The 18,976-nt window shown below is 71.3% G+C and carries 12 protein-coding genes; 10 read left to right on the plus strand and 2 right to left on the minus strand.

Annotation, left to right across the window (positions count from 1 at the left end):
- Window positions 1-66 precede the first annotated feature (66 nt).
- On the plus strand, window positions 67-1,344 hold the full coding sequence (locus ACFV61_RS19105) for a hypothetical protein (protein ID WP_380492806.1): 1,278 nt from the start codon (window positions 67-69) through the stop codon (window positions 1,342-1,344).
- Window positions 1,345-1,414: 70 nt separating this feature from the next.
- On the opposite strand, the gene ACFV61_RS19110 is transcribed toward ACFV61_RS19105, so the two are convergent.
- The gene (locus ACFV61_RS19110) at window positions 1,415-2,821 is read right to left on the minus strand and encodes an APC family permease (RefSeq protein WP_380492808.1); all 1,407 of its coding nucleotides are present in this window, start codon (window positions 2,819-2,821) and stop codon (window positions 1,415-1,417) included.
- A 481-nt stretch (window positions 2,822-3,302) separates the two neighbouring features.
- Window positions 3,303-7,247, minus strand: coding sequence for a type VII secretion protein EccCa (eccCa, locus tag ACFV61_RS19115; protein ID WP_380492809.1), 3,945 nt, complete (start codon window positions 7,245-7,247; stop codon window positions 3,303-3,305).
- 367 nt (window positions 7,248-7,614) lie between these two features.
- On the opposite strand from eccCa, the gene eccD reads away from it, so the two are divergent.
- From eccD to ACFV61_RS19160, 9 genes are all read left to right on the plus strand, one after another.
- Window positions 7,615-9,072, plus strand: a complete 1,458-nt coding sequence (gene eccD, locus ACFV61_RS19120) for a type VII secretion integral membrane protein EccD (RefSeq protein ID WP_380492811.1) — start codon at window positions 7,615-7,617, stop codon at window positions 9,070-9,072.
- A gap of 210 nt (window positions 9,073-9,282) precedes the next feature.
- A complete protein-coding gene (gene rpsO / locus ACFV61_RS19125; protein WP_063347607.1) occupies window positions 9,283-9,573 on the plus strand; it encodes a 30S ribosomal protein S15 in 291 nt (96 codons plus the stop codon).
- Window positions 9,574-10,029: 456 nt separating this feature from the next.
- Window positions 10,030-12,237, plus strand: a complete 2,208-nt coding sequence (locus ACFV61_RS19130) for a polyribonucleotide nucleotidyltransferase (protein WP_063347606.1) — start codon at window positions 10,030-10,032, stop codon at window positions 12,235-12,237.
- A 114-nt stretch (window positions 12,238-12,351) separates the two neighbouring features.
- On the plus strand, window positions 12,352-13,704 hold the full coding sequence (locus ACFV61_RS19135) for a pitrilysin family protein (RefSeq protein WP_244293355.1): 1,353 nt from the start codon (window positions 12,352-12,354) through the stop codon (window positions 13,702-13,704).
- A gap of 14 nt (window positions 13,705-13,718) precedes the next feature.
- The gene (gene dapB, locus ACFV61_RS19140) at window positions 13,719-14,465 is read left to right on the plus strand and encodes a 4-hydroxy-tetrahydrodipicolinate reductase (RefSeq protein ID WP_380378417.1); all 747 of its coding nucleotides are present in this window, start codon (window positions 13,719-13,721) and stop codon (window positions 14,463-14,465) included.
- Window positions 14,466-14,472: 7 nt separating this feature from the next.
- The gene (locus ACFV61_RS19145; protein WP_063347604.1) at window positions 14,473-14,931 is read left to right on the plus strand and encodes a tetratricopeptide repeat protein; all 459 of its coding nucleotides are present in this window, start codon (window positions 14,473-14,475) and stop codon (window positions 14,929-14,931) included.
- A complete protein-coding gene (gene thyX, locus ACFV61_RS19150) occupies window positions 14,928-15,659 on the plus strand; it encodes an FAD-dependent thymidylate synthase (protein ID WP_063347603.1) in 732 nt (243 codons plus the stop codon). The genes ACFV61_RS19145 and thyX overlap by 4 nt, the downstream gene beginning before the upstream one ends.
- Window positions 15,660-15,887: 228 nt before the next feature.
- A complete protein-coding gene (dapA, locus tag ACFV61_RS19155; RefSeq protein WP_063347602.1) occupies window positions 15,888-16,787 on the plus strand; it encodes a 4-hydroxy-tetrahydrodipicolinate synthase in 900 nt (299 codons plus the stop codon).
- A 171-nt stretch (window positions 16,788-16,958) separates the two neighbouring features.
- Window positions 16,959-18,644, plus strand: a complete 1,686-nt coding sequence (locus ACFV61_RS19160) for a ribonuclease J (RefSeq protein ID WP_380378420.1) — start codon at window positions 16,959-16,961, stop codon at window positions 18,642-18,644.
- Window positions 18,645-18,976 lie beyond the last annotated feature (332 nt).

The raw sequence follows: 18,976 nt of genomic DNA on the forward strand, positions 1-18,976 counted from the left end.
TCCGTGACGCACCCCGTGACGCTCCCCGTGACGCAATTTCGTGATGCAAGGAGACGGTGACCACCCATGTCCGAACCGGACAAGTTCGAGGACGATCTTCTCTACGCCCTCACCCGTACGGGCGAGGGCTTCCGCGCCGAGCCGACCGACCTGCTCGCGGGCGGGTACCGGCGCGGCCGCCGCCGCTGGCGCCGCCGCTCGACCGCCGCGGTGGTGGGCGGCGCGGCCGCGCTGGCCCTGGTGGGCACAGGTGCGGTGTACCTCACCGGCTCCTCGCCGCGCCCGAGTACGGTGCCCGCGGCCGCCCCGAGCACCGCCGGCGGCAGCGGCTCGGCGGCCCCGGCCTCCTCGGCGTCCGCCTCCGCCTCGGCGCCGCCGGCGGTCTCCGGCGACGAGGTGCTGGCGATGTTCCAGGCCCTGCTCCCCAAGGGCGAGACCACCGGCGGCACCGGCACCGGCACGGGGGCCGAGCCGGGCCGGCCGTACGGCGGCGGCATCGCCGCGACCGCCTCGCTGGTCTTCGACGACGGCAAGGGCAAGTCCGCGATGGGCATCTCGCTCGGCCGCCTGGCGGACGGCGACCCGAACCGGGCGGAGAACGACTGCCCGGACAAGAAGCTCGTCCAGTACGACGCCTGCAGTGCCACCACCCTGCCGGACGGCGGCACGCTGACCGTCCTCCAGGGCTACGAGTACCCGGACAAGCGGGCCACCACCAAGTGGTGGAACGCCAAGCTGATCGGCAAGGACGGCCGCCAGGTCGAGCTGTCCGAGTGGAACTCCCCGGCGGAGAAGGGCTCGCCGGACAGCCGCCCGAAGCCCCCGCTGACCCCCGAGCAGCTCAAGGCGATCGTCACGGACAAGTCCTGGGACCGGGTCATCGCCTCGATCCCGGACCCGGTGCCGGTCAAGCCGCGGGACAGCGGCAAGGAGTACGACAAGGACGAGATCCTGGCGATCGTCGCCAAGCTGCTGCCGGCAGGGCTGACCGAGACGGAGACCGGGGGCCAGCCGGGCTACGCGAACTTCGTGGTCAACGACGGCAAGGGCAAGTCCCTGGTGGAGATCAACGTGCAGGACTGGTCCCGTGACGACAAGACCAAGGAGGAGCTGTTCGGCAGTGCCCAGGCGCAGCCGGACGGCACCAGGGTGGTGGTCGGCAAGCGGGGTTCCAACCCGGGCATGTGGACCGTCGACACCCTGCACGCGGACGGCCTGCGGGTGGTGATCAGCGCGTTCAACAGCGGCACCCAGCAGACCCCGGCGACCCGCAGCACCCCGGCGCTGAGCACCGACCAGCTGAAGGCGATCGCCACCGCGCCGGTGTGGAAGCTGAGGAAGTAGCGGTCCGGACGTGGCAGTGCCCCGGGCGAGGGGGAGCCCGGGGCACTGCCGTGTGGGGGAGGGGTGGGGGTCAGGGCTGCTGGTCCTCGGGGAGGCTGATCACCCAGCGGGTGTCCTGGCGGGGGCGCAGGTAGAACAGCCAGTAGAGGGTGGCGGCGGCGGTGATGCCGCCGGTCCACAGCAGGGGTTCGGTGTCCAGCTGGGTCATCACGTAGACGAGGACGGCGATCAGCACCACCGGGACGGCCGGCCACAGCGGCATCCGCCAGGCGGCGGCGTGCTTGTGGTGGGCGCGGCGGGAGAGCAGCGCGGCGATCGCGACCAGCAGGTACATCCCGGTGACGGCGACGCCGGTGATGTTGCTGAGCAGCGCGCCCTTGACGAAGCAGAGCGCGGCGCCGGGCAGGCCGACGGCCAGGGTGGCGACCCACGGGGAGCCGAACCGGCCGAGGGTGCCGAAGGCCTTGTTGACCGGCTCGGGCCAGGCCTTGTCGCGGGCGGAGGCGAACAGGACCCGGGAGTTCTGGATGACCATGACGATGCCGGCGTTGATGATCGCCAGCGCGACGCAGAGGCTGATGAAGGTGCCGACCGCGGAGTTGCTCCAGGCGGTGACCATGCCGGAGATGTCGCCGGAGCTCAGGGTCTGCAGGTCGGGGGCGCCCATGGTGATGGCGACGACCGGGACCAGGATGACGGCGGAGGAGATGCCGAGCGTCCACAGCACGGTGCGCGAGACGTTGCGGCGGGGGTTCTCCAGCTCCTCGGAGAGGTAGACGGCGGTGGAGAAGCCCTGGGTGATGAACAGGGCGATGCCGAGCGCGCCGACGATGGCGCCGATGCTCACCGTGGTGGTGGCGCCGCCGTCCCCGGTGACCACGCCGTGCAGCAGGCTGGGGGCGTCGGCGTTGGCGTGGGAGAACCCGAGCACCGAGACGACGCCGGCCGCGATGACCTCCAGGACCAGGAAGACGCCGGTGATCCAGGCGTTGGCGCGCAGGTCGAGCAGGCCGGCCAGGGTGGCGGCGAGCATCACGGCGGCGCCGGTCATGGCCTTGTCGAGGTGCAGCACGGGGACGAGGTAGTCGGCGGTGCCGAGGGCGATGACCGAGGGGACGATCATCACCACGATCAGCGAGAGCACGAAGACCAGCCAGCCGGCCAGCCGCCCGGCGAGGGTGCCGACCATCGCGTACTCGCCGCCGGCGCTGGGGATCAGGGTGCCGAGCTCGGAGTAACAGAACGCGACGGCGACGCACAGCACGGTGCCGATGGCGATGGCCAGGGCGGTGGCGCTGCCGATGCTGGAGAACAGCTCCGGGACGATCACGAAGAGCGTGGAGGCCGGGGTGACGCAGGACAGTGTGAGCAGGGTGCCGCCCACCACGCCGATCGAGCGCTTGAGTTGCTGGGGCGCGGCGGCGGTGTCGGCCGTCGCGGGGGTCGCGGCGCGTGGCGGGCGAAGCGTGTCGGTCATGTGGCTTCCGATCGGCTCTGTTCGGTCCTGTGGGTGGGAGCGGTATCGCCTCCGCTGGCTGTCTGCTCGGGTTCTGGTGGGGTCGCTCCTGGGTCGCAATGGAACCTGGGCGTATTGATTGCGTCAATGGCCGAAATGCTTCGGAATCCGTTGCGCGGAAGGGTATGGACATGCGATCCGATGATCACGTACGGTCATTGCGAGCTTTGTCCGACTTGTTACCTCTGCCACATTGCAACTGAATCCAAGGTGAACAGAGTGTTGCAAGCCGCCTTTCAAAGGTGTCCGTGGAGTCGGACGGCGATACGCCCAGGCGCCCCTTTGTGCGGCCGCAACCCCCGGACGGGGTGCGGGAACCGCAGCCCCGCCCCGGAAAGATCTAGGTAACGTTTCGACACCTGGGACGCGAAAGGGGCCGGGCTCCCGCGAGCCCGACCCCTCGATCACTGTCCGTAGCCGCCGGCGCGGTGCGCCGGCGCCTTCACACCAGCGGCAGCCAGCCCGTCTGGACCATCTGCCCGCCGGTCGCCCGGCGCGACACGTACACCCCGCGCCCCGGCGGCAGCGGCATCGGCTTGACCGTCCCCAGCAGCGCGCCCTCGTCCCGGTTGCCGGAGAGGATCACGCCCTGCCCGCCCAGCTCGCGCATCCGCTGCAGCACCGGCTCGTACAGCGAGCGGCCGGCGCCGCCCGCGCTGCGGGCCACGATCACCCGCAGGCCGATGTCCCGGGCGAACGGCAGGAACTCCGCCAGCGGCGCCAGCGGGTTGCCCGAGCTCGTCGCGACCAGCTCGTAGTCGTCCACGACCACGAACATGTCCTTGCCGCTGTACCAGCTGCGGTTGCGCAGCTGCTCGGCGGTGACGTCCGGGCCGGGCAGGCGGCGCGCGCAGGCCCCGCGCAGCATGTCCACGATGGCCGCCATGGCCGGCTGCGCGGCCGCGTACTCCACCAGGTACTCCGGCGGCACGGTGCCCAGCAGCGCGCGCCGGTAGTCGCCGACCACGATGCCCGCCTGGTCCGGGGTGTACCGCTCGGTGATCTGCTTGATCAGCATCCGCAGCAGCGCCGACTTCCCCGACTCGGTGTCGCCGAAGACGATGAACAGCGGGTCGGTCTCGAAGTTCACGAAGGCCGGTGCCAGCTCGGCCTCGTCCACGCCGAAGGCGATCCCGCGTTCCGGGCGCTCGGAGCCCTTCGGCAGCGAGTTCCCGTCCAGGACGGCCGGCAGCATCCGCACCTGCGGCGCGCGCGGGCCGCTCCAGGCCCCGTCGACGGCGGCGACCAGGCCGGCCACCCCGTGCTGGAGGTCGTCCACCGCGCAGGAGCCGTCCAGCCGCGGCAGGCCGGACAGGAAGTGCAGCCGCTCCGGGGTGATGCCGCGCCCGGCCAGCGACGGGACGTTCTGCGCCACCCGGCGGTCCACCTCGGACTCCATCGGGTCGCCGAGCTTCAGCTCGGTCCGGTTCTGCAGCAGGTCCTTCAGCGCCGGGCGCACCTCGGCGTACCGGGCCGCGGTGATGACCAGGTGGACGCCGTAGCCGAGGCCGCGCTGGGCGATGTCGCCGATCACCGCCTCCAGCACCTCGAACTCCTGCTTGAAGGTGTTCCAGCCGTCGATCACCAGGAACACGTCGCCGAACGCCTCGTCCGGCAGCTGCCCGGCCGCCCGGCGGGCCCGGTAGGTGCCGATGGTGTCGATCCCGGCGGCCCGGAACAGCTCCTCGCGCCGGTTCAGCACCCCGTGCACCTCGGAGACCATCCGGCGCACCTTGTCGACGTCCAGGCGCCCGGCCACCCCGCCGACGTGCGGCAGCCCGGCCAGTGACTGGAAGCTGCCCGCGCCGAAGTCCAGCAGGTAGAACTGCACCTCCCGCGGGGTGTGGGTGAGCGCGAACGAGGCCACGGTGGTGCGCACCACCGTCGACTTGCCCGAGCGCGGGCCGCCCACGACCAGGCCGTGGCCGGCCGCCCCCGCGTAGTCGACCTCCAGGACGTCGGTCTTCTGCTCGCGCGGCTTGTCCACGATGCCGATCGGCACCCGCAGCCGGCCCGCCGGGAAGCCGGGCGCGGTCAGCCCGCGCTCCGGCACCACCTGGAGCGGCGGCAGCAGGTGGTCCATGCTCGGCGCCTCCTCCAGCGGCGGCAGCCACACCTGGTGCGCGGCCGGGCCCTGGCCCGTCATCCGCTGCACGAACACGTCCAGCACGGTGTCGACCAGCGCGTCGTCCTGCTCCGGGGCGAGCGGCGCCTCCTCCTCCAGCGCCGGCTCCGGCGGCTCCACCCGGGCCGCGGTGAACAGCACCGGGCGGGCGTTCACCCGCCGCCCGCCGGTCGACCGCTGCTGCCCCGGCGCCCGGTAGGGCCCCGAGACGTACGCGGCCTTGAACCGGTCCATCACGTCCTCGCCGAACTTGAGGTACCCGACGCCCGGCACCGGCGGCAGGTGGTAGGCGTCCGGCACCCCGATCGCCGCCCGCGACTCGGCCGCCGAGAAGGTGCGCAGACCGATCCGGTAGGAGAGATAGGTGTCCAGGCCGCGCAGCTTGCCCTCCTCCAGACGCTGCGAGGCCAGCAGCAGGTGCACCCCCAGCGACCGGCCGATCCGGCCGATCTGGATGAACATCTCGATGAAGTCCGGCTTGGCGGTGAGCAGTTCGGAGAACTCGTCGATGATCAGCACCAGCGAGGGCAGCGGGTCCAGCGCCGCGCCGGCCGCCCGGGCCCGCTCGTACTCGTGGATGTTGGCGTAGTTGCCCGCCGAGCGCAGCAGCTCCTGGCGGCGGTGCAGTTCACCCTCGATCGCGTCGCGCATGCGGTCGACCAGGGTGAGTTCGCCCTCCAGGTTGGTGATCACCGCGGAGGTGTGCGGCATGTCCGCCATGCCGGAGAAGGTCGCGCCGCCCTTGAAGTCGGCGAGGACGAAGTTCAGGATCTCCGAGGAGTGCGTCATCGCCAGCGCCAGCACCAGGGTGCGCAGCAGCTCCGACTTGCCGGAGCCGGTCGCGCCCACGCACAGGCCGTGCGGGCCCATGCCCTCCAGCGCGGCCTCCTTGATGTCCAGGTAGACGTGCTCGCCGTTCGCGCCGACCCCGATCGGCACCCGCATCCGCTCGTGCTGGGCGCGCGGACGCCAGCTGCGCGTCACGTCGAAGGAGCCCGGGTCGCCCGAGTTCATCAGGTCGGTGAAGTCCAGGTTCGACAGCAGCGGCTCGTCGTCCCCGCCGGCCGAGAGCCGGTACGGCGCCAACTGCCGTGCCAGCGCCTCGCACTGCCACACCGAGAGCAGGTCCGGCGTGCCGGTGTACGTCGCCCCGGAGGCCGAGCGCAGCACCAGCTCCTGCGGGCTCACCGTCACCATCAGGTGCCCGCTCGGCTCGTCCAGGTCGCCCGGCACCACCTCGATGACGGTCACCCCCTGCACGCCCTCGGGGCTCGCCAGCAGCGAGTTCGGCGGCACCCCGGCGCCGTCCATCACCACCACCAGGTGCGGCTGGTCCGGCGCGGGCGCCGCGTCCCGCACGAACCGCTGGCGGCCGGCCAGCTCGTCCTGCAACAGGAACTCCAGCTCGCCCAGGTCGGTGGCGATCAGCCGGCGCGAGCCCGCGCCGTCGGCCTCCTTGCGGTGCTGGTTATGCGGGAGCCACTTGGTCCACTCCCACTCCTCCGCCGCGCCCGGCGCCGCGGCCACCGCGACCAGCAGGTCGTCCGGCGAGTGCAGGGTGGTCAGCTGGGCGATCATCGCGCGCACGTTGCCGTACACCGAGTCCGCGTCCCCGCACACCGTGACGTGGTAGAAGGCGCGCAGCGACACCGCCAGCGGCAGGTCCTGCAAGGTGCCGTGGGCCTTCAGGAAGGAGTGCATCGCGGCCGCCGACAGCGGCTCCAGCTCGTCCATCGGCGCGGTCTGCGGCGCCACCAGCGGCGTCGACAGCTGCACCGGGCCCAGGCCCACCCGGATCTGCGCGAAGTCGCCGTCCCCGGTGCGGCGCTCCCACAGCCGCCGGCCGTCCGCCACGATCGACCACAGCTGGTCCGGCGCCGGGTTCAGGAACAGCAGCGCGCCGCGCTGGCGCTCCGCCGTGCGGCGCACCTGGCGGCGCATCTGCTGCAGGTACTTGAGGTAGTCGCGCCGCTCGTCCGCCATCGCGGTCGAACCGCCCCTGCGGGCCCGCATGATCTGCGCCAGCACCATGCCGACCGTCGAGGCGACCATCAGACCGCCCATGATCTTCATCGGGGCCGCCGCGCCCGGCGCGAAGAAGAACACCGCCGAGCCGCCCATGCCGAGCATCGGAAGGATGCTCATCAGCCAGTCCTCGCCGCCCTGCCGGGGCAGTTCGGGCGGGGTCACCAGCTCCACCGGCTCGTCCGGCACCGCCGGCGGATAGGCCCTGCCCGGGCGCTTGACCGTGATCACACCCATGTGTCATCCACCCCGCGGCGTCGATCGATCACTTCGGCATCAGCCCTCACGCAACTGGACTCGTACGGCTCGTACGGCTCGTACGGGATTCACCAGGGCGAGGACGCACCACACGGCGCCGCCCCCCGTACCGCGCGCAGGGGCCGATCCTAACGGTCGCCCCCGTACCGCCCGCCAGGCCCGCGTCCGCACCCCCCGCCGGGGGCCCGGCCCGCACCGGGGCCGGGCACGAACCGAGCGGGTAGGGTAACGCCGCGCCAACTCGCGGCCCGGTCGGGCCGGTTCCACTGCCACACCGAGCGCCGCCGTGCCGCGGCACCGTCAACAAGGGGGAGCGCCCAGTGCGTCGAAGGACCGAGGTGCGGCGATGAGCAACGCCGCCGCGACCGGCTACTGCCGGGTCACCGTCGTCGCCCCGGACCGCCGGATCGACGTCGCCCTGCCCGAGGACGTCCCGCTCGCGGACGTCTACTCCGAGGTGCTGCGCCTGGCCAACCAGAGCCGGCCCGACGGCGCTCCCACCGGCTTCCACCTGGTGCGCCGCGACGGCACCGTCCTCGACAGCGGCCTGCCGCTCGCCGCCCAGCAGGTCCGCGACGGCGACCTGCTCGCGCTGCGCCCCTTCGCCGAGTCCCTCCCGCCGGCCGTCTACGACGACGTCGCCGACGCGATCGCCAGCGCCGTCGAGACCGACCGCCGGCTCTGGAGCGCCGAACTCATGCGGGCCTTCGGCCTGATCGGCGCCGCACTGCTGCTCGTCCTGCTCGGCTTCGCGCTCTGGTTCGCCGACCTGCGCCACGACATGCACGGCCTGCCCGGCGTCCTGGCCGGCGTCACCGCCGTCGTCCTCACCGCGCTGGCCGGCGTCCGCGCCCGGGTCTACCAGGACGCCCACGCCGCGCTCGCGCTCGGCCTCGGCGCCCTGCCGCACGCCATGATCGGCGGCAGCGGCGTCCTCGCCGTCGCCCACCCGTGGGACGGCCCCGGCCGGCTCCAGTTCCTGGCCGGCTGCGTCGCCGCCTTGGTGGTCGCCGTGCTGCTGGTCGGACTGCTTCCCGAGAAGGACGCGGTGTTCGTCGCCGCCGCCCTGGTCGCGGCCGCCGGGGCGCTCGCCACCTTCGCCGCCGTCCTGCTGCCGGACACCCCGGCCGGGCACATCGCCGCCGTCACCGGCATCACCGCCGTCGCGGCCGTCGGCTTCCTGCCCGGCCTCTCCGCCCGCTTCGCCCGGCTGCCCGTCGGCTTCAGCGCCCCGGGCCAGACCCGCACCCGCAGCCGCGACTACGACGAGGAGGCCGAGCGCGCCGAGGCCGTCCAGTACGAGCGGATCGCCCACCAGGCCCGCCGCGGCCACGAGGTCCTGGTCGGCCTGGTCGGCGGCTGCGCCGCGGTCGTGGTCGGCTCCTGCGCCGTCCTCGGCTTCACCGATCGGACGTTCTCCGAGCTGCTCGCGCTCGCCCTGGGCCTGGCCACGATGCTGCGCGCCCGGCTGTTCCGCTACACCGCGCAGGTCTTCAGCCTCACCATCGCCGGGCTGCTCGGCCTGGCCCTGCTGATCATCGGCCTGTCCCTGCACACCCCGCAGTTCATCCTGCGCGCCGCCAGCTCCACCGAGGTCGACCTGCGCACCGTCTGGCTGGCGGCCTCCATCGCGTTCGGCGCGGCGCTGCTCGCCGCGATCGCGCTGGTGGTGCCCCGGCTCGGCGTCTCCCCGTTCTGGGGGCGCATCCTGGACCTGGTCGACAGCCTGACCCTGATCTCCCTCGTCCCGCTGGCACTCGCCGTCCTGGACGTCTACCGGCTGGTCCGCGGCGCCACCAGCTGACCGGCCCGGCCCGCGCCGCCTGCCCCGTTCAGCCCGTCCGGCCCGCCGACCGGCCGGGTGGGCGGCACTGGTACCCTTGGCCTTCGAGCGCAGCCGTGTGTCCGCCTCCGGTGGGTCGCAGACCGCCGGCCGCGCTCCGTCACGACACCGAGTCCTCATCAGTCCTGTGTTGTCGACCAGGACCGCTCGGTACACCCTGAAGGAGTTGCAGTGGCTCTCGCCTCTGACGTCAAGAAGCAGATCTTCGCCGAGTTCGGCCAGAAGGAGGGCGACACCGGTTCCCCCGAGGTCCAGGTGGCCATGCTCTCCCGTCGCATCGCGGACCTGACCGAGCACCTCAAGACCCACAAGCACGACCACCACTCGCGTCGTGGCCTGCTGATCCTGGTCGGCCAGCGCCGCCGCCTGCTGCAGTACCTGGCCAAGAAGGACATCGAGCGCTTCCGTACGCTCGTCGACCGCCTGGGCATCCGCCGCGGTGCCGCCGGTGGCGCCCGCTAAGACCGCCGCTCGGGGCGGCTCCCCACACCGGGGAGCCGCCCCTCGCGCGTATGCCGCGGACACCCCGAGCCGCGGCGCCCGGACATAACAACTCGCGCGTACCTCCCCAGGTGGCCGAGGATTGCACCGTAGGGTTGTGGGCATGCCCGGTGATGGCGCACCAGCGCGCCACCCGGGCAGACGAACCCGAACCCCCCGCGGGCCGAAGGCTTCAAACGGAAGCCGCCCGCATCCGAGAGAGCGTCCAGACGCGGACCGCCCGTCCCGGCCCGGCAGCCGTGAGGCGCCGGTCCTCGGTAGTGGCCCCCGGAAGCCCCGCAGACCGAGCGGAGCACCCCGGAGGCTTCGATCGAAGACCGGCCCGACTGCCGTCCTCCTTGCCAGGAGGGCCAGGGCCAGCCGGCAGGCAGCGCGGGGACGCTCTCCCGGAGACGTACGAAAGAGGAGATCTTCCAGGTGGAAGAGAACGTGTTCTACGCCGAGGCCGTGATCGACAACGGTTCCTTCGGCACCCGTACCATCCGCTTCGAGACCGGCCGTCTGGCCCGTCAGGCCGCCGGCTCCGCCGTGGCCTACCTGGACGACGACACCATGGTGCTGTCGGCCACCAGCGCGTCCAAGCAGCCGAAGGAGCACTTCGACTTCTTCCCGCTGACCGTGGACGTCGAGGAGCGCATGTACGCCGCGGGCCGCATCCCCGGCTCGTTCTTCCGTCGTGAGGGCCGGCCCTCCGAGGACGCGATCCTCACCTGCCGCCTGATCGACCGCCCGCTGCGCCCGTCCTTCGTCAAGGGCCTGCGCAACGAGGTCCAGGTCGTCTGCACCGTCATGGCGCTCAACCCCGACCACCTGTACGACGTGGTGGCCATCAACGCCGCCTCCGCGTCCACCCAGCTGGCGGGCCTGCCGTTCTCCGGCCCGATCGGCGGCGTCCGCGTCGCGCTGATCAACGGCCAGTGGGTGGCCTTCCCGACCCACAGCGAGCTGGAGTCGGCCGTCTTCGACATGGTCGTCGCCGGTCGCGTCCTGCCGGACGGCGACGTCGCGATCATGATGGTCGAGGCCGAGGCCACCGACAAGACCATCAAGCTGGTCGAGGGCGGCGCCGAGGCGCCGACCGAGGACGTCGTCGCCGCCGGTCTGGACGCCGCCAAGCCGTTCATCAAGGTGCTGTGCGCCGCCCAGTCGCAGCTCGCCGCCCAGGCCGCCAAGCCGACCGGCGTGTTCCCGGTCTTCCTGGACTACCAGGACGACGTCCTCGCCGCGCTGACCGCCGCCGTCAAGGACGAGCTCGCCCAGGCCCTCACCATCCCGGGCAAGCAGGAGCGCAACAACGAGCTGGACCGCGTCAAGGCGCTGGCCGCCGAGAAGCTGCTCCCCGAGTTCGAGGGCCGCGAGAAGGAGATCAGCGCCGCCTACAACGCGCTGACCAAGAAGGTCGTCCGCGAGCGCGTCATCAAGGACAAGGTCCGCATCGACGGCCGCGGTGTCACCGACATCCGCACCCTGGCCGCCGAGGTCGAGGCCATCCCGCGCGTGCACGGCTCGGCTCTGTTCGAGCGTGGCGAGACCCAGATCCTGGGCGTCACCACCCTCAACATGCTGCGCATGGAGCAGCAGCTGGACACGCTCTCCCCGGAGACGCGTCGCCGCTACATGCACAACTACAACTTCCCGCCGTACTCGGTCGGCGAGACCGGCCGCGTGGGTGCGCCCAAGCGCCGCGAGATCGGCCACGGCGCGCTGGCGGAGCGGGCGATCATCCCCGTGCTGCCCTCGCGTGAGGACTTCCCGTACGCCATCCGCCAGGTCTCCGAGGCGCTGAGCTCCAACGGCTCCACCTCGATGGGCTCGGTCTGCGCCTCCACCATGTCGCTGCTGAACGCCGGTGTGCCGCTGAAGGCCGCCGTCGCCGGTATCGCCATGGGCCTGATCTCCCAGGAGATCGACGGTGAGACCCACTACGTCGCGCTGACCGACATCCTCGGTGCCGAGGACGCGTACGGCGACATGGACTTCAAGGTCGCCGGTACCCGCAACTTCATCACCGCCCTGCAGCTGGACACCAAGCTCAACGGCATCCCGGCGTCGGTGCTGGCCGCCGCGCTGAAGCAGGCCAAGGACGCGCGTCTGCACATCCTCGACGTGATGAACGAGGCCATCGACACGCCGGACGAGATGTCCCCGAACGCCCCGCGGATCATCACCATCAAGATCCCGGTGGACAAGATCGGTGAGGTCATCGGCCCCAAGGGCAAGATGATCAACCAGATCCAGGAGGACACCGGCGCCGAGATCACGATCGAGGACGACGGCACCATCTACATCGGTGCCGCCGACGGACCGGCCGCCGAGGCCGCCCGCACCACGATCAACCAGATCGCCAACCCGACCATGCCGGAGGTCGGCGAGCGCTACCTGGGCACCGTGGTGAAGACCACGACGTTCGGCGCGTTCGTCTCGCTCATGCCGGGCAAGGACGGCCTGCTGCACATCTCGCAGATCCGCAAGCTGGCCGGCGGCAAGCGCGTCGAGAACGTCGAGGACGTCCTCGGTGTCGGCGCCAAGGTGCAGGTCGAGATCGCCGAGATCGACCCGCGCGGCAAGCTCTCCCTCATCCCCGTCGTCGAGGGCGAGGAAGCCGGCGAGACCGCTTCCGAGTGAAGCGCCGCTAGCTGACCCTTGCGGCCCGTACGCCTCCCGGCGTGCGGGCCGCACCCTGTTGCCCCCGCGTTCGTCCAAGCGTTCCCACGCGTGTTTCCTCTGGAGGTACCCCCCGTGGCTCAGGCCCCGGCGGCGAAGCAGCGCCCCGGCTCCACCCGGACCCTGCTCAAGGGCGCCGACGGCGCCGGCACGGTGCGCCGCACCGTCCTCCCCGGCGGCCTTCGGGTCGTCACCGAGACCCTGCCGACGGTGCGCTCCGCCACCTTCGGCATCTGGGTCGGCGTCGGCTCGCGGGACGAGACCCCGCAGCTCAACGGCGCCACCCACTACCTGGAGCACCTGCTCTTCAAGGGCACCGCGCGGCGCAGCGCGCTGGACATCTCGGCTGCCCTGGACGCGGTCGGCGGTGAGATGAACGCCTTCACCGCGAAGGAGAACACCTGCTACTACGCCCGGGTCCTGGACACCGACCTGCCGCTGGCCATCGACGTGGTCTGCGACATGGTCACCGGCTCGCTGATCCGCTCCGAGGACGTCGACGCCGAGCGCGGCGTCATCCTCGAGGAGATGGCGATGGCCGAGGACGACCCGGGCGACGTGGTGCACGACCTGTTCGCCAAGGTGATCTTCGGCAGCGGCCCGCTCGGCCGCCCCATCCTGGGCACCCAGGAGACCATCAAGGTGCTCACCCGGGAGCAGATCGCCGGCTTCTACCGCCGCCGCTACCGGCCCGAGAACCTGGTCGTCTCGGCCGCCGGCAACCTCGACCACCACACGGTGGTCAAGCAGGTCGAGCAGGCCTTCGCGGAGGTGCTGGCCCGCTCCGACGCGGCCCCCGCCGAGGCCCGCCGCGGCGTCAAGGCGCTGCGCACGGCCGGCCGTGTCGAGGTGCTCAACCGCTCCACCGAGCAGGCCCACCTGGTGCTGGGCGTGCCCGGGGTGCCGCGGCACGACGAGCGCCGCTGGGCGATGGGCGTGCTCAACGCGGCCCTCGGCGGCGGGATGAGCTCCCGGCTGTTCCAGGAGGTGCGGGAGAAGCGCGGCCTGGCGTACTCGGTGTACTCGTACTCCTCGTCCTACGCGGACAGCGGCCTGTTCGGCATCTACGCCGGCTGCCAGCCCAAGCGGGTCGAGGAGGTGCTGCGGATCTGCCGCGCGGAGCTGGCCAAGGTGGTCGCCGAGGGCATCACCGAGGAGGAGCTGCGGCGCGCGATCGGCCAGATCTCCGGCTCCACCGTGCTGGGCATGGAGGACACCGGCTCGCTGATGAACCGGATCGGCAAGGCCGAGCTGAGCTACGGACACCACCTGTCGGTGGACGAGATGCTGGCGCGGATCGCGGCCGTGACCCTGGACGACGTCCACGCGGTGGCCCGTGATGTGCTGGGCGCGTACCGGCCGTCGCTGGCGCTGATCGGACCGGTCAACGACAAGCGGGCCGCCAAGCTCGCCGATCTGCTGGTGTGAGAGGACATTTCGCTATGACGCTGCGTGTCGCCGTGATCGGTGCCAACGGCCGGATCGGCTCCGAGGCGGTCAAGGCCGTCGAGGCCGCACCGGACCTCGAACTGGTGGCCACCCTGGGCCGCGGGTCCGAGCCGGCGGAGCTGACCGAGGCCGGCGTCCAGGTCGCCGTCGAACTCACCCACCCGGACTCGGTGATGGGCAACCTCGACTACTGCCTGCACCACGGCATCCACGTGGTCACCGGGACCACCGGCTGGACGGACGAGCGGCTGGCCACCGTCCGCGGCTGGCTCGACCAGGCCCCCGAGCTGGGCCTGCTGATCGCGCCGAACTTCTCCATCGGCGCGGTGCTCGGCATGAAGTTCGCGCAGACCGCGGCGAAGTACTTCGAGTCGGTCGAGGTGGTCGAGCTGCACCACGACCGCAAGGCGGACGCCCCCAGTGGCACCGCCACCCGTACCGCGCAGCTGATCGCGGCCGCCCGCGCCGAGGCCGGCCGCCCGCCGCAGCAGGACCCGACCACGCACAGCCTGCCCGGCGCCCGCGGCGCCGACGTGGACGGGGTGCCAGTGCACGCCGTCCGGCTGCGCGGGCTGCTCGCCCACCAGCAGGTGATGTTCGGCGACACCGGTGAGACGCTCACCATCCGGCACGACTCGCTGCACCACAGCAGCTTCATGCCGGGCATCCTGCTCGGTGTGCGCAAGGTCGTGGAGACGCCGGGGCTCACCCTGGGCCTCGAACACTTCCTGGACCTGTGAGCCCGGCATGACGTCCCGTACCGGATTCTTCGTCCTGTCCGGCGTGCTGCTGCTGGTCGCCCTCCTCTGCGTCGGGGAGGGTGTCCAGCTGGTCGCCACCGGCAAGCCGCTCGGCATCGGCATCGGCCTGTGCGCCTTCGTCATCCCGGTGATCGGCGTCTGGTTCCTGCGCCAGACCGTCCGGTTCGGCCGGGCCAGCGAGCAACTCGCCCGGGAGCTGGAGGCCGAGGGCGGCCTGCCGGTGGACGAGCTCCAGCGCACCACCGGCGGGCGGATCGACCGGGCCTCGGCCGATGCGGTGTTCGCCCGCCGCCAGGCCGAGGCGGAGGCCGCGCCGGCCGACTGGCGGGTCTGGTTCCGCCTCGCGGTGGCGTACGCCGACGCCGGCGACACCCCGCGCGCCCGCAAGACCATGCAGCACGCCATCAAGCTGCACAGCACCGAACCCGCAAGGAGTAACGCGTGAGCGACGAACCGACGGCCCCCAGCTTCCGCAGCGACGTCACGGTCGAGCTGGTCCGCAGCGCGGCCGCCGACTCGGACGTCATCTGGGCGGCCCGCGTCTCGACCGCGGGGGAGCAGTCCCTGGAGGCGGTCCAGCAGGACCCGGAGAAGTCCAAGGGCCTGATCAACTTCCTGATGCGGGACCGGCACGGCACCCCCTTCGAGCACAACTCGATGACCTTCTTCATCAGCGCGCCGATCTTCGTGTTCCGGGAGTTCCACCGGCACCGCAGCGGCTGGTCCTACAACGAGGAGTCCGGCCGCTACCGCGAGCTGCAGCCGGTCTTCTACGTCCCGGCGGAGGAGCGCAAGCTCGTCCAGCAGGGCCGCCCGGGCCGCTACGAGTTCGTCGACGGCACCCCCGAGCAGCACAGGACCACCACCGAGGCGATGGAGGCCGCGTACCGCGAGTCCTACGCGCGCTACCAGGAGATGCTGGCGGCCGGCGTGGCCCGCGAGGTGGCCCGCGCGGTGCTGCCGGTCGGCCTGTTCTCCTCGATGTACGCGACCTGCAACTCCCGTTCGCTGATGCACTTCCTGTCGCTGCGGACCAAGCGGGAGCACTCGGCGGTGCCGTCCTTCCCGCAGCGCGAGATCGAGATGGTCGCCGAGCAGATGGAGCAGGAGTGGGCGCGGCTCATGCCGCTCACCCATGCGGCCTTCGAGAAGCACGGCCGGGTCGCTCCCTGACCTGGGACGATAGGCATATGGGCGGAGTGTCTCGCATGTCTGGATTGCGGCTTTTCTAGCCGCTCCCTACATTCATGAACACGGATTCCGGTGCTGCCCGAACCCCCGAGCGGGCAGCACCGGAATCCCATGTCACCGCCTGTTTCCGCCGCTTCGCACGGTATGCCCCTGTCCGAACACTGGACCGGTGTGGTTACCGCCCCACCGCCTACGAGTAGCTTTGGACGCATGGCTCCGACCTCCACCCCCCAGACGCCGTTCGGCCGGGTCCTGACCGCGATGGTCACCCCGTTCACCGCCGACGGCGGACTCGACCTCGACGGCGCCCAGCGCCTCGCCACACACCTCGTGGACTCCGGCAACGACGGCCTCGTCGTCAACGGCACCACCGGTGAGTCCCCGACCACCAGTGACGCCGAGAAGGCCCAGCTCGTCCGCGCCGTGGTGGAGGCGGTCGGGGATCGCGCCCACGTGGTGGCCGGCGTCGGCACCAACGACACCCACCACAGTGCCGAGCTGGCGCGACAGGCGGAGGCCGCCGGAGCCCACGGCCTGCTGGTCGTCACGCCGTACTACAGCAAGCCCCCGCAGGAGGGCCTGTACCGGCACACCGTGCACATCGCGGACACCACCGGGCTGCCGGTCATGCTCTACGACATCCCGGGCCGCAGCGGTGTCGCGCTGAGCCACGAGACGCTGGTCCGCCTCGGCGAGCACCCGCGGATCGTCGCCAACAAGGACGCCAAGGGCGACCTCGGCGCCGCCGCCTGGGCCATCGCCCGCTCCGACCTCGCCTGGTACTCCGGCGACGACATCCTCAACCTGCCGCTGCTGTCGGTCGGAGCCGCCGGAGTGGTCAGCGTCGTCGGACACGTCGTGGCCGGCGAACTGCGTGCGATGATCGAGGCGTACCTGGCCGGCGATGTGGCCAAGGCCACGGCGATCCACCAGGGCCTGCTCCCGGTGTTCAGCGGTATGTTCCGCACGCAGGGCGTCATCCTCGCCAAGGCCGCGCTGGAGCTCCAGGGACTGCCGGCCGGCCCGCTGCGGCTGCCGCTGGTCGGCGCGACTCCCGAGGAGATCGCACGATTGACGAAGGATCTCGCCGCCGGCGGGGTACACCTGTAACAGACGAAGACGTGCGCGCCCCGGCTCGCCGGACCCTCACGGGCCCGCCGCTGGACCGGACCGACGGCGCGAGAGCACCGACCCAGTAGGAAAAACGACACTGAGTACGCACGCCATATGTCTTCAGGGGGAGGACCCCGGGCATATGGCGTGCGTCGTGAGGAGAGTCTTTTGAGCCACCCGCACCCCGAACTCGGCGCACCCCCGGCCCTGAAGGAGGGCGCCCTCCGCATCACCCCGCTCGGCGGTCTCGGCGAGATCGGCCGCAACATGACGGTCTTCGAATACGGGGGCCGCATCCTGATCGTCGACTGCGGCGTCCTCTTCCCCGAGGACGAGCAGCCCGGCGTGGACCTGATCCTCCCGGACTTCACCTACATCCGGGACCGCCTCGACAAGATCGACGGCATCGTCCTCACCCACGGGCACGAGGACCACATCGGCGCCGTCCCGTTCCTCCTGCGGGAGAACCCGGACATCCCGCTGATCGGCTCCAAGCTCACCCTCGCCCTGATCGAGGCCAAGCTCGCCGAGCACCGCATCCGGCCGTACGTGCTGGAGGTCAAGGAGGGCGAGCGCGAGCGCATCGGCCCCTTCGACTGCGAGTTCATCGCGGTCAACCACTCCATCCCGGACGCCCTGGCGGTCGCCGTCCGCACCCCCGCGGGCATGGTCGTGGCCACCGGCGACTTCAAGATGGACCAGCTGCCGCTCGACGGCCGCCTGACCGACCTGCCGACCTTCGCCAAGCTGGCCGAAGAGGGCATGGACCTGCTGCTGGTGGACTCCACCAACGCCGAGGTCCCCGGCTTCATCCCGCCCGAGCGGGACATCTCGGCCGCGCTGCGGAACGTCTTCGCGAACGCCGACAAGCGCATCATCGTCGCCTCCTTCGCCAGCCACGTGCACCGCATCCAGCAGGTGCTGGACGCCGCGCACGAGTACAAGCGCAAGGTCGCCTTCGTCGGCCGCTCGATGGTCCGCAACATGGGCATCGCCCGCGACCTCGGCTACCTGAAGGTCCCCGGCAACATGGTCGTCGACGTCAAGCAGCTCGACGACCTGCCGGACAAGGACGTCGTGCTGATCTGCACCGGCTCCCAGGGCGAGCCGATGGCGGCGCTGTCCCGGATGGCCAACCGGGACCACCAGATCCGCATCGTCGAGGGCGACACCGTCGTCCTGGCCTCGTCGCTCATCCCGGGCAACGAGAACGCCGTCTACCGGGTGATCAACGGCCTCACCCGCTGGGGCGCCAAGGTCGTGCACAAGGGCAACGCCAAGGTGCACGTCTCCGGCCACGCCTCGGCCGGTGAGCTGCTGTACTTCTTCAACATCTGCAAGCCGCGCAACCTGATGCCGGTCCACGGCGAGTGGCGCCACCTGCGGGCCGCCGCCGACCTGGGCATCGCCACCGGCATTCCGCGCAACCGCGTGGTCATCGCCGAGGACGGCGTCTGCGTCGACCTGGAGAAGGGCGTCGCCCGGATCGTCGGCAAGGTGCAGGCCGGGTACGTCTACGTGGACGGCGCCTCGGTCGGCGACATCACCGAGGCCTCGCTCAAGGACCGCAGGATCCTCGGCGAGGAGGGCTTCATCTCGGTCTTCGTCGCGGTCGACTCGACCAACGGCAAGATCGTGGGCGGCCCGACCTTCCAGGCCCGTGGCTCCGGCATCGACGACAACGCGTTCGTGCCGGTCGCCGCCAAGCTCCAGGAGGCCCTGGACCGCTCGGCGAGCGACGGCGTGCTGGATCCCCGCCAGGTCCAGCAGCTGGTCCGCCGGACCGTCGGCAAGTGGGTGGCGGACAACTACCGCCGCCGGCCGATGATCCTGCCGGTCGTCGTCGAGGTCTGAGCCTCCGGCGGCTGGTTTGACGTGGGGCAGCCCGGTGCGTAATGTTCTCCGGGTTGCCCCACGGGACGGCCCCGCAGGAAGTTTCTCGAATGCGAATTCGAGAATGACCGCGGAAAACGGCCCGAGAAACTCTGATAGAGTTCGGGAGTGCCGAAAGGCGAAAGCCACTCAGGTAAATGAAACTCCGGAAAACGGAGCGGAAAACATCTGATAAGCTTGAAACACGAAAGAACGAATCGCCCGGAGGGCCCGCTGGAAGGCGGTCCGAAGGAAGTGTCCGTTCCTTGAGAACTCAACAGCGTGCCAAAAGTCAACGCCAGATATGTTGACAT

Origin of the sequence: Kitasatospora sp. NPDC059817 (assembly GCF_042731835.1) — a bacterium.
Classification (GTDB): domain Bacteria; phylum Actinomycetota; class Actinomycetes; order Streptomycetales; family Streptomycetaceae; genus Kitasatospora.

What these genes read in the sequence shown, in the direction of transcription:
- ACFV61_RS19105 (WP_380492806.1), top strand. Translation starts at nt 67, where the DNA reads ATGTCCGAACCGGACAAGTTCGAGGACGATCTTCTCTACGCCCTCACC.
- ACFV61_RS19110 (WP_380492808.1), bottom strand. Translation starts at nt 2,821, where the DNA reads ATGACCGACACGCTTCGCCCGCCACGCGCCGCGACCCCCGCGACGGCC.
- eccCa (WP_380492809.1), bottom strand. Translation starts at nt 7,247, where the DNA reads ATGGGTGTGATCACGGTCAAGCGCCCGGGCAGGGCCTATCCGCCGGCG.
- eccD (WP_380492811.1), top strand. Translation starts at nt 7,615, where the DNA reads ATGAGCAACGCCGCCGCGACCGGCTACTGCCGGGTCACCGTCGTCGCC.
- dapB (WP_380378417.1), top strand. Translation starts at nt 13,719, where the DNA reads ATGACGCTGCGTGTCGCCGTGATCGGTGCCAACGGCCGGATCGGCTCC.
- ACFV61_RS19145 (WP_063347604.1), top strand. Translation starts at nt 14,473, where the DNA reads ATGACGTCCCGTACCGGATTCTTCGTCCTGTCCGGCGTGCTGCTGCTG.
- dapA (WP_063347602.1), top strand. Translation starts at nt 15,888, where the DNA reads ATGGCTCCGACCTCCACCCCCCAGACGCCGTTCGGCCGGGTCCTGACC.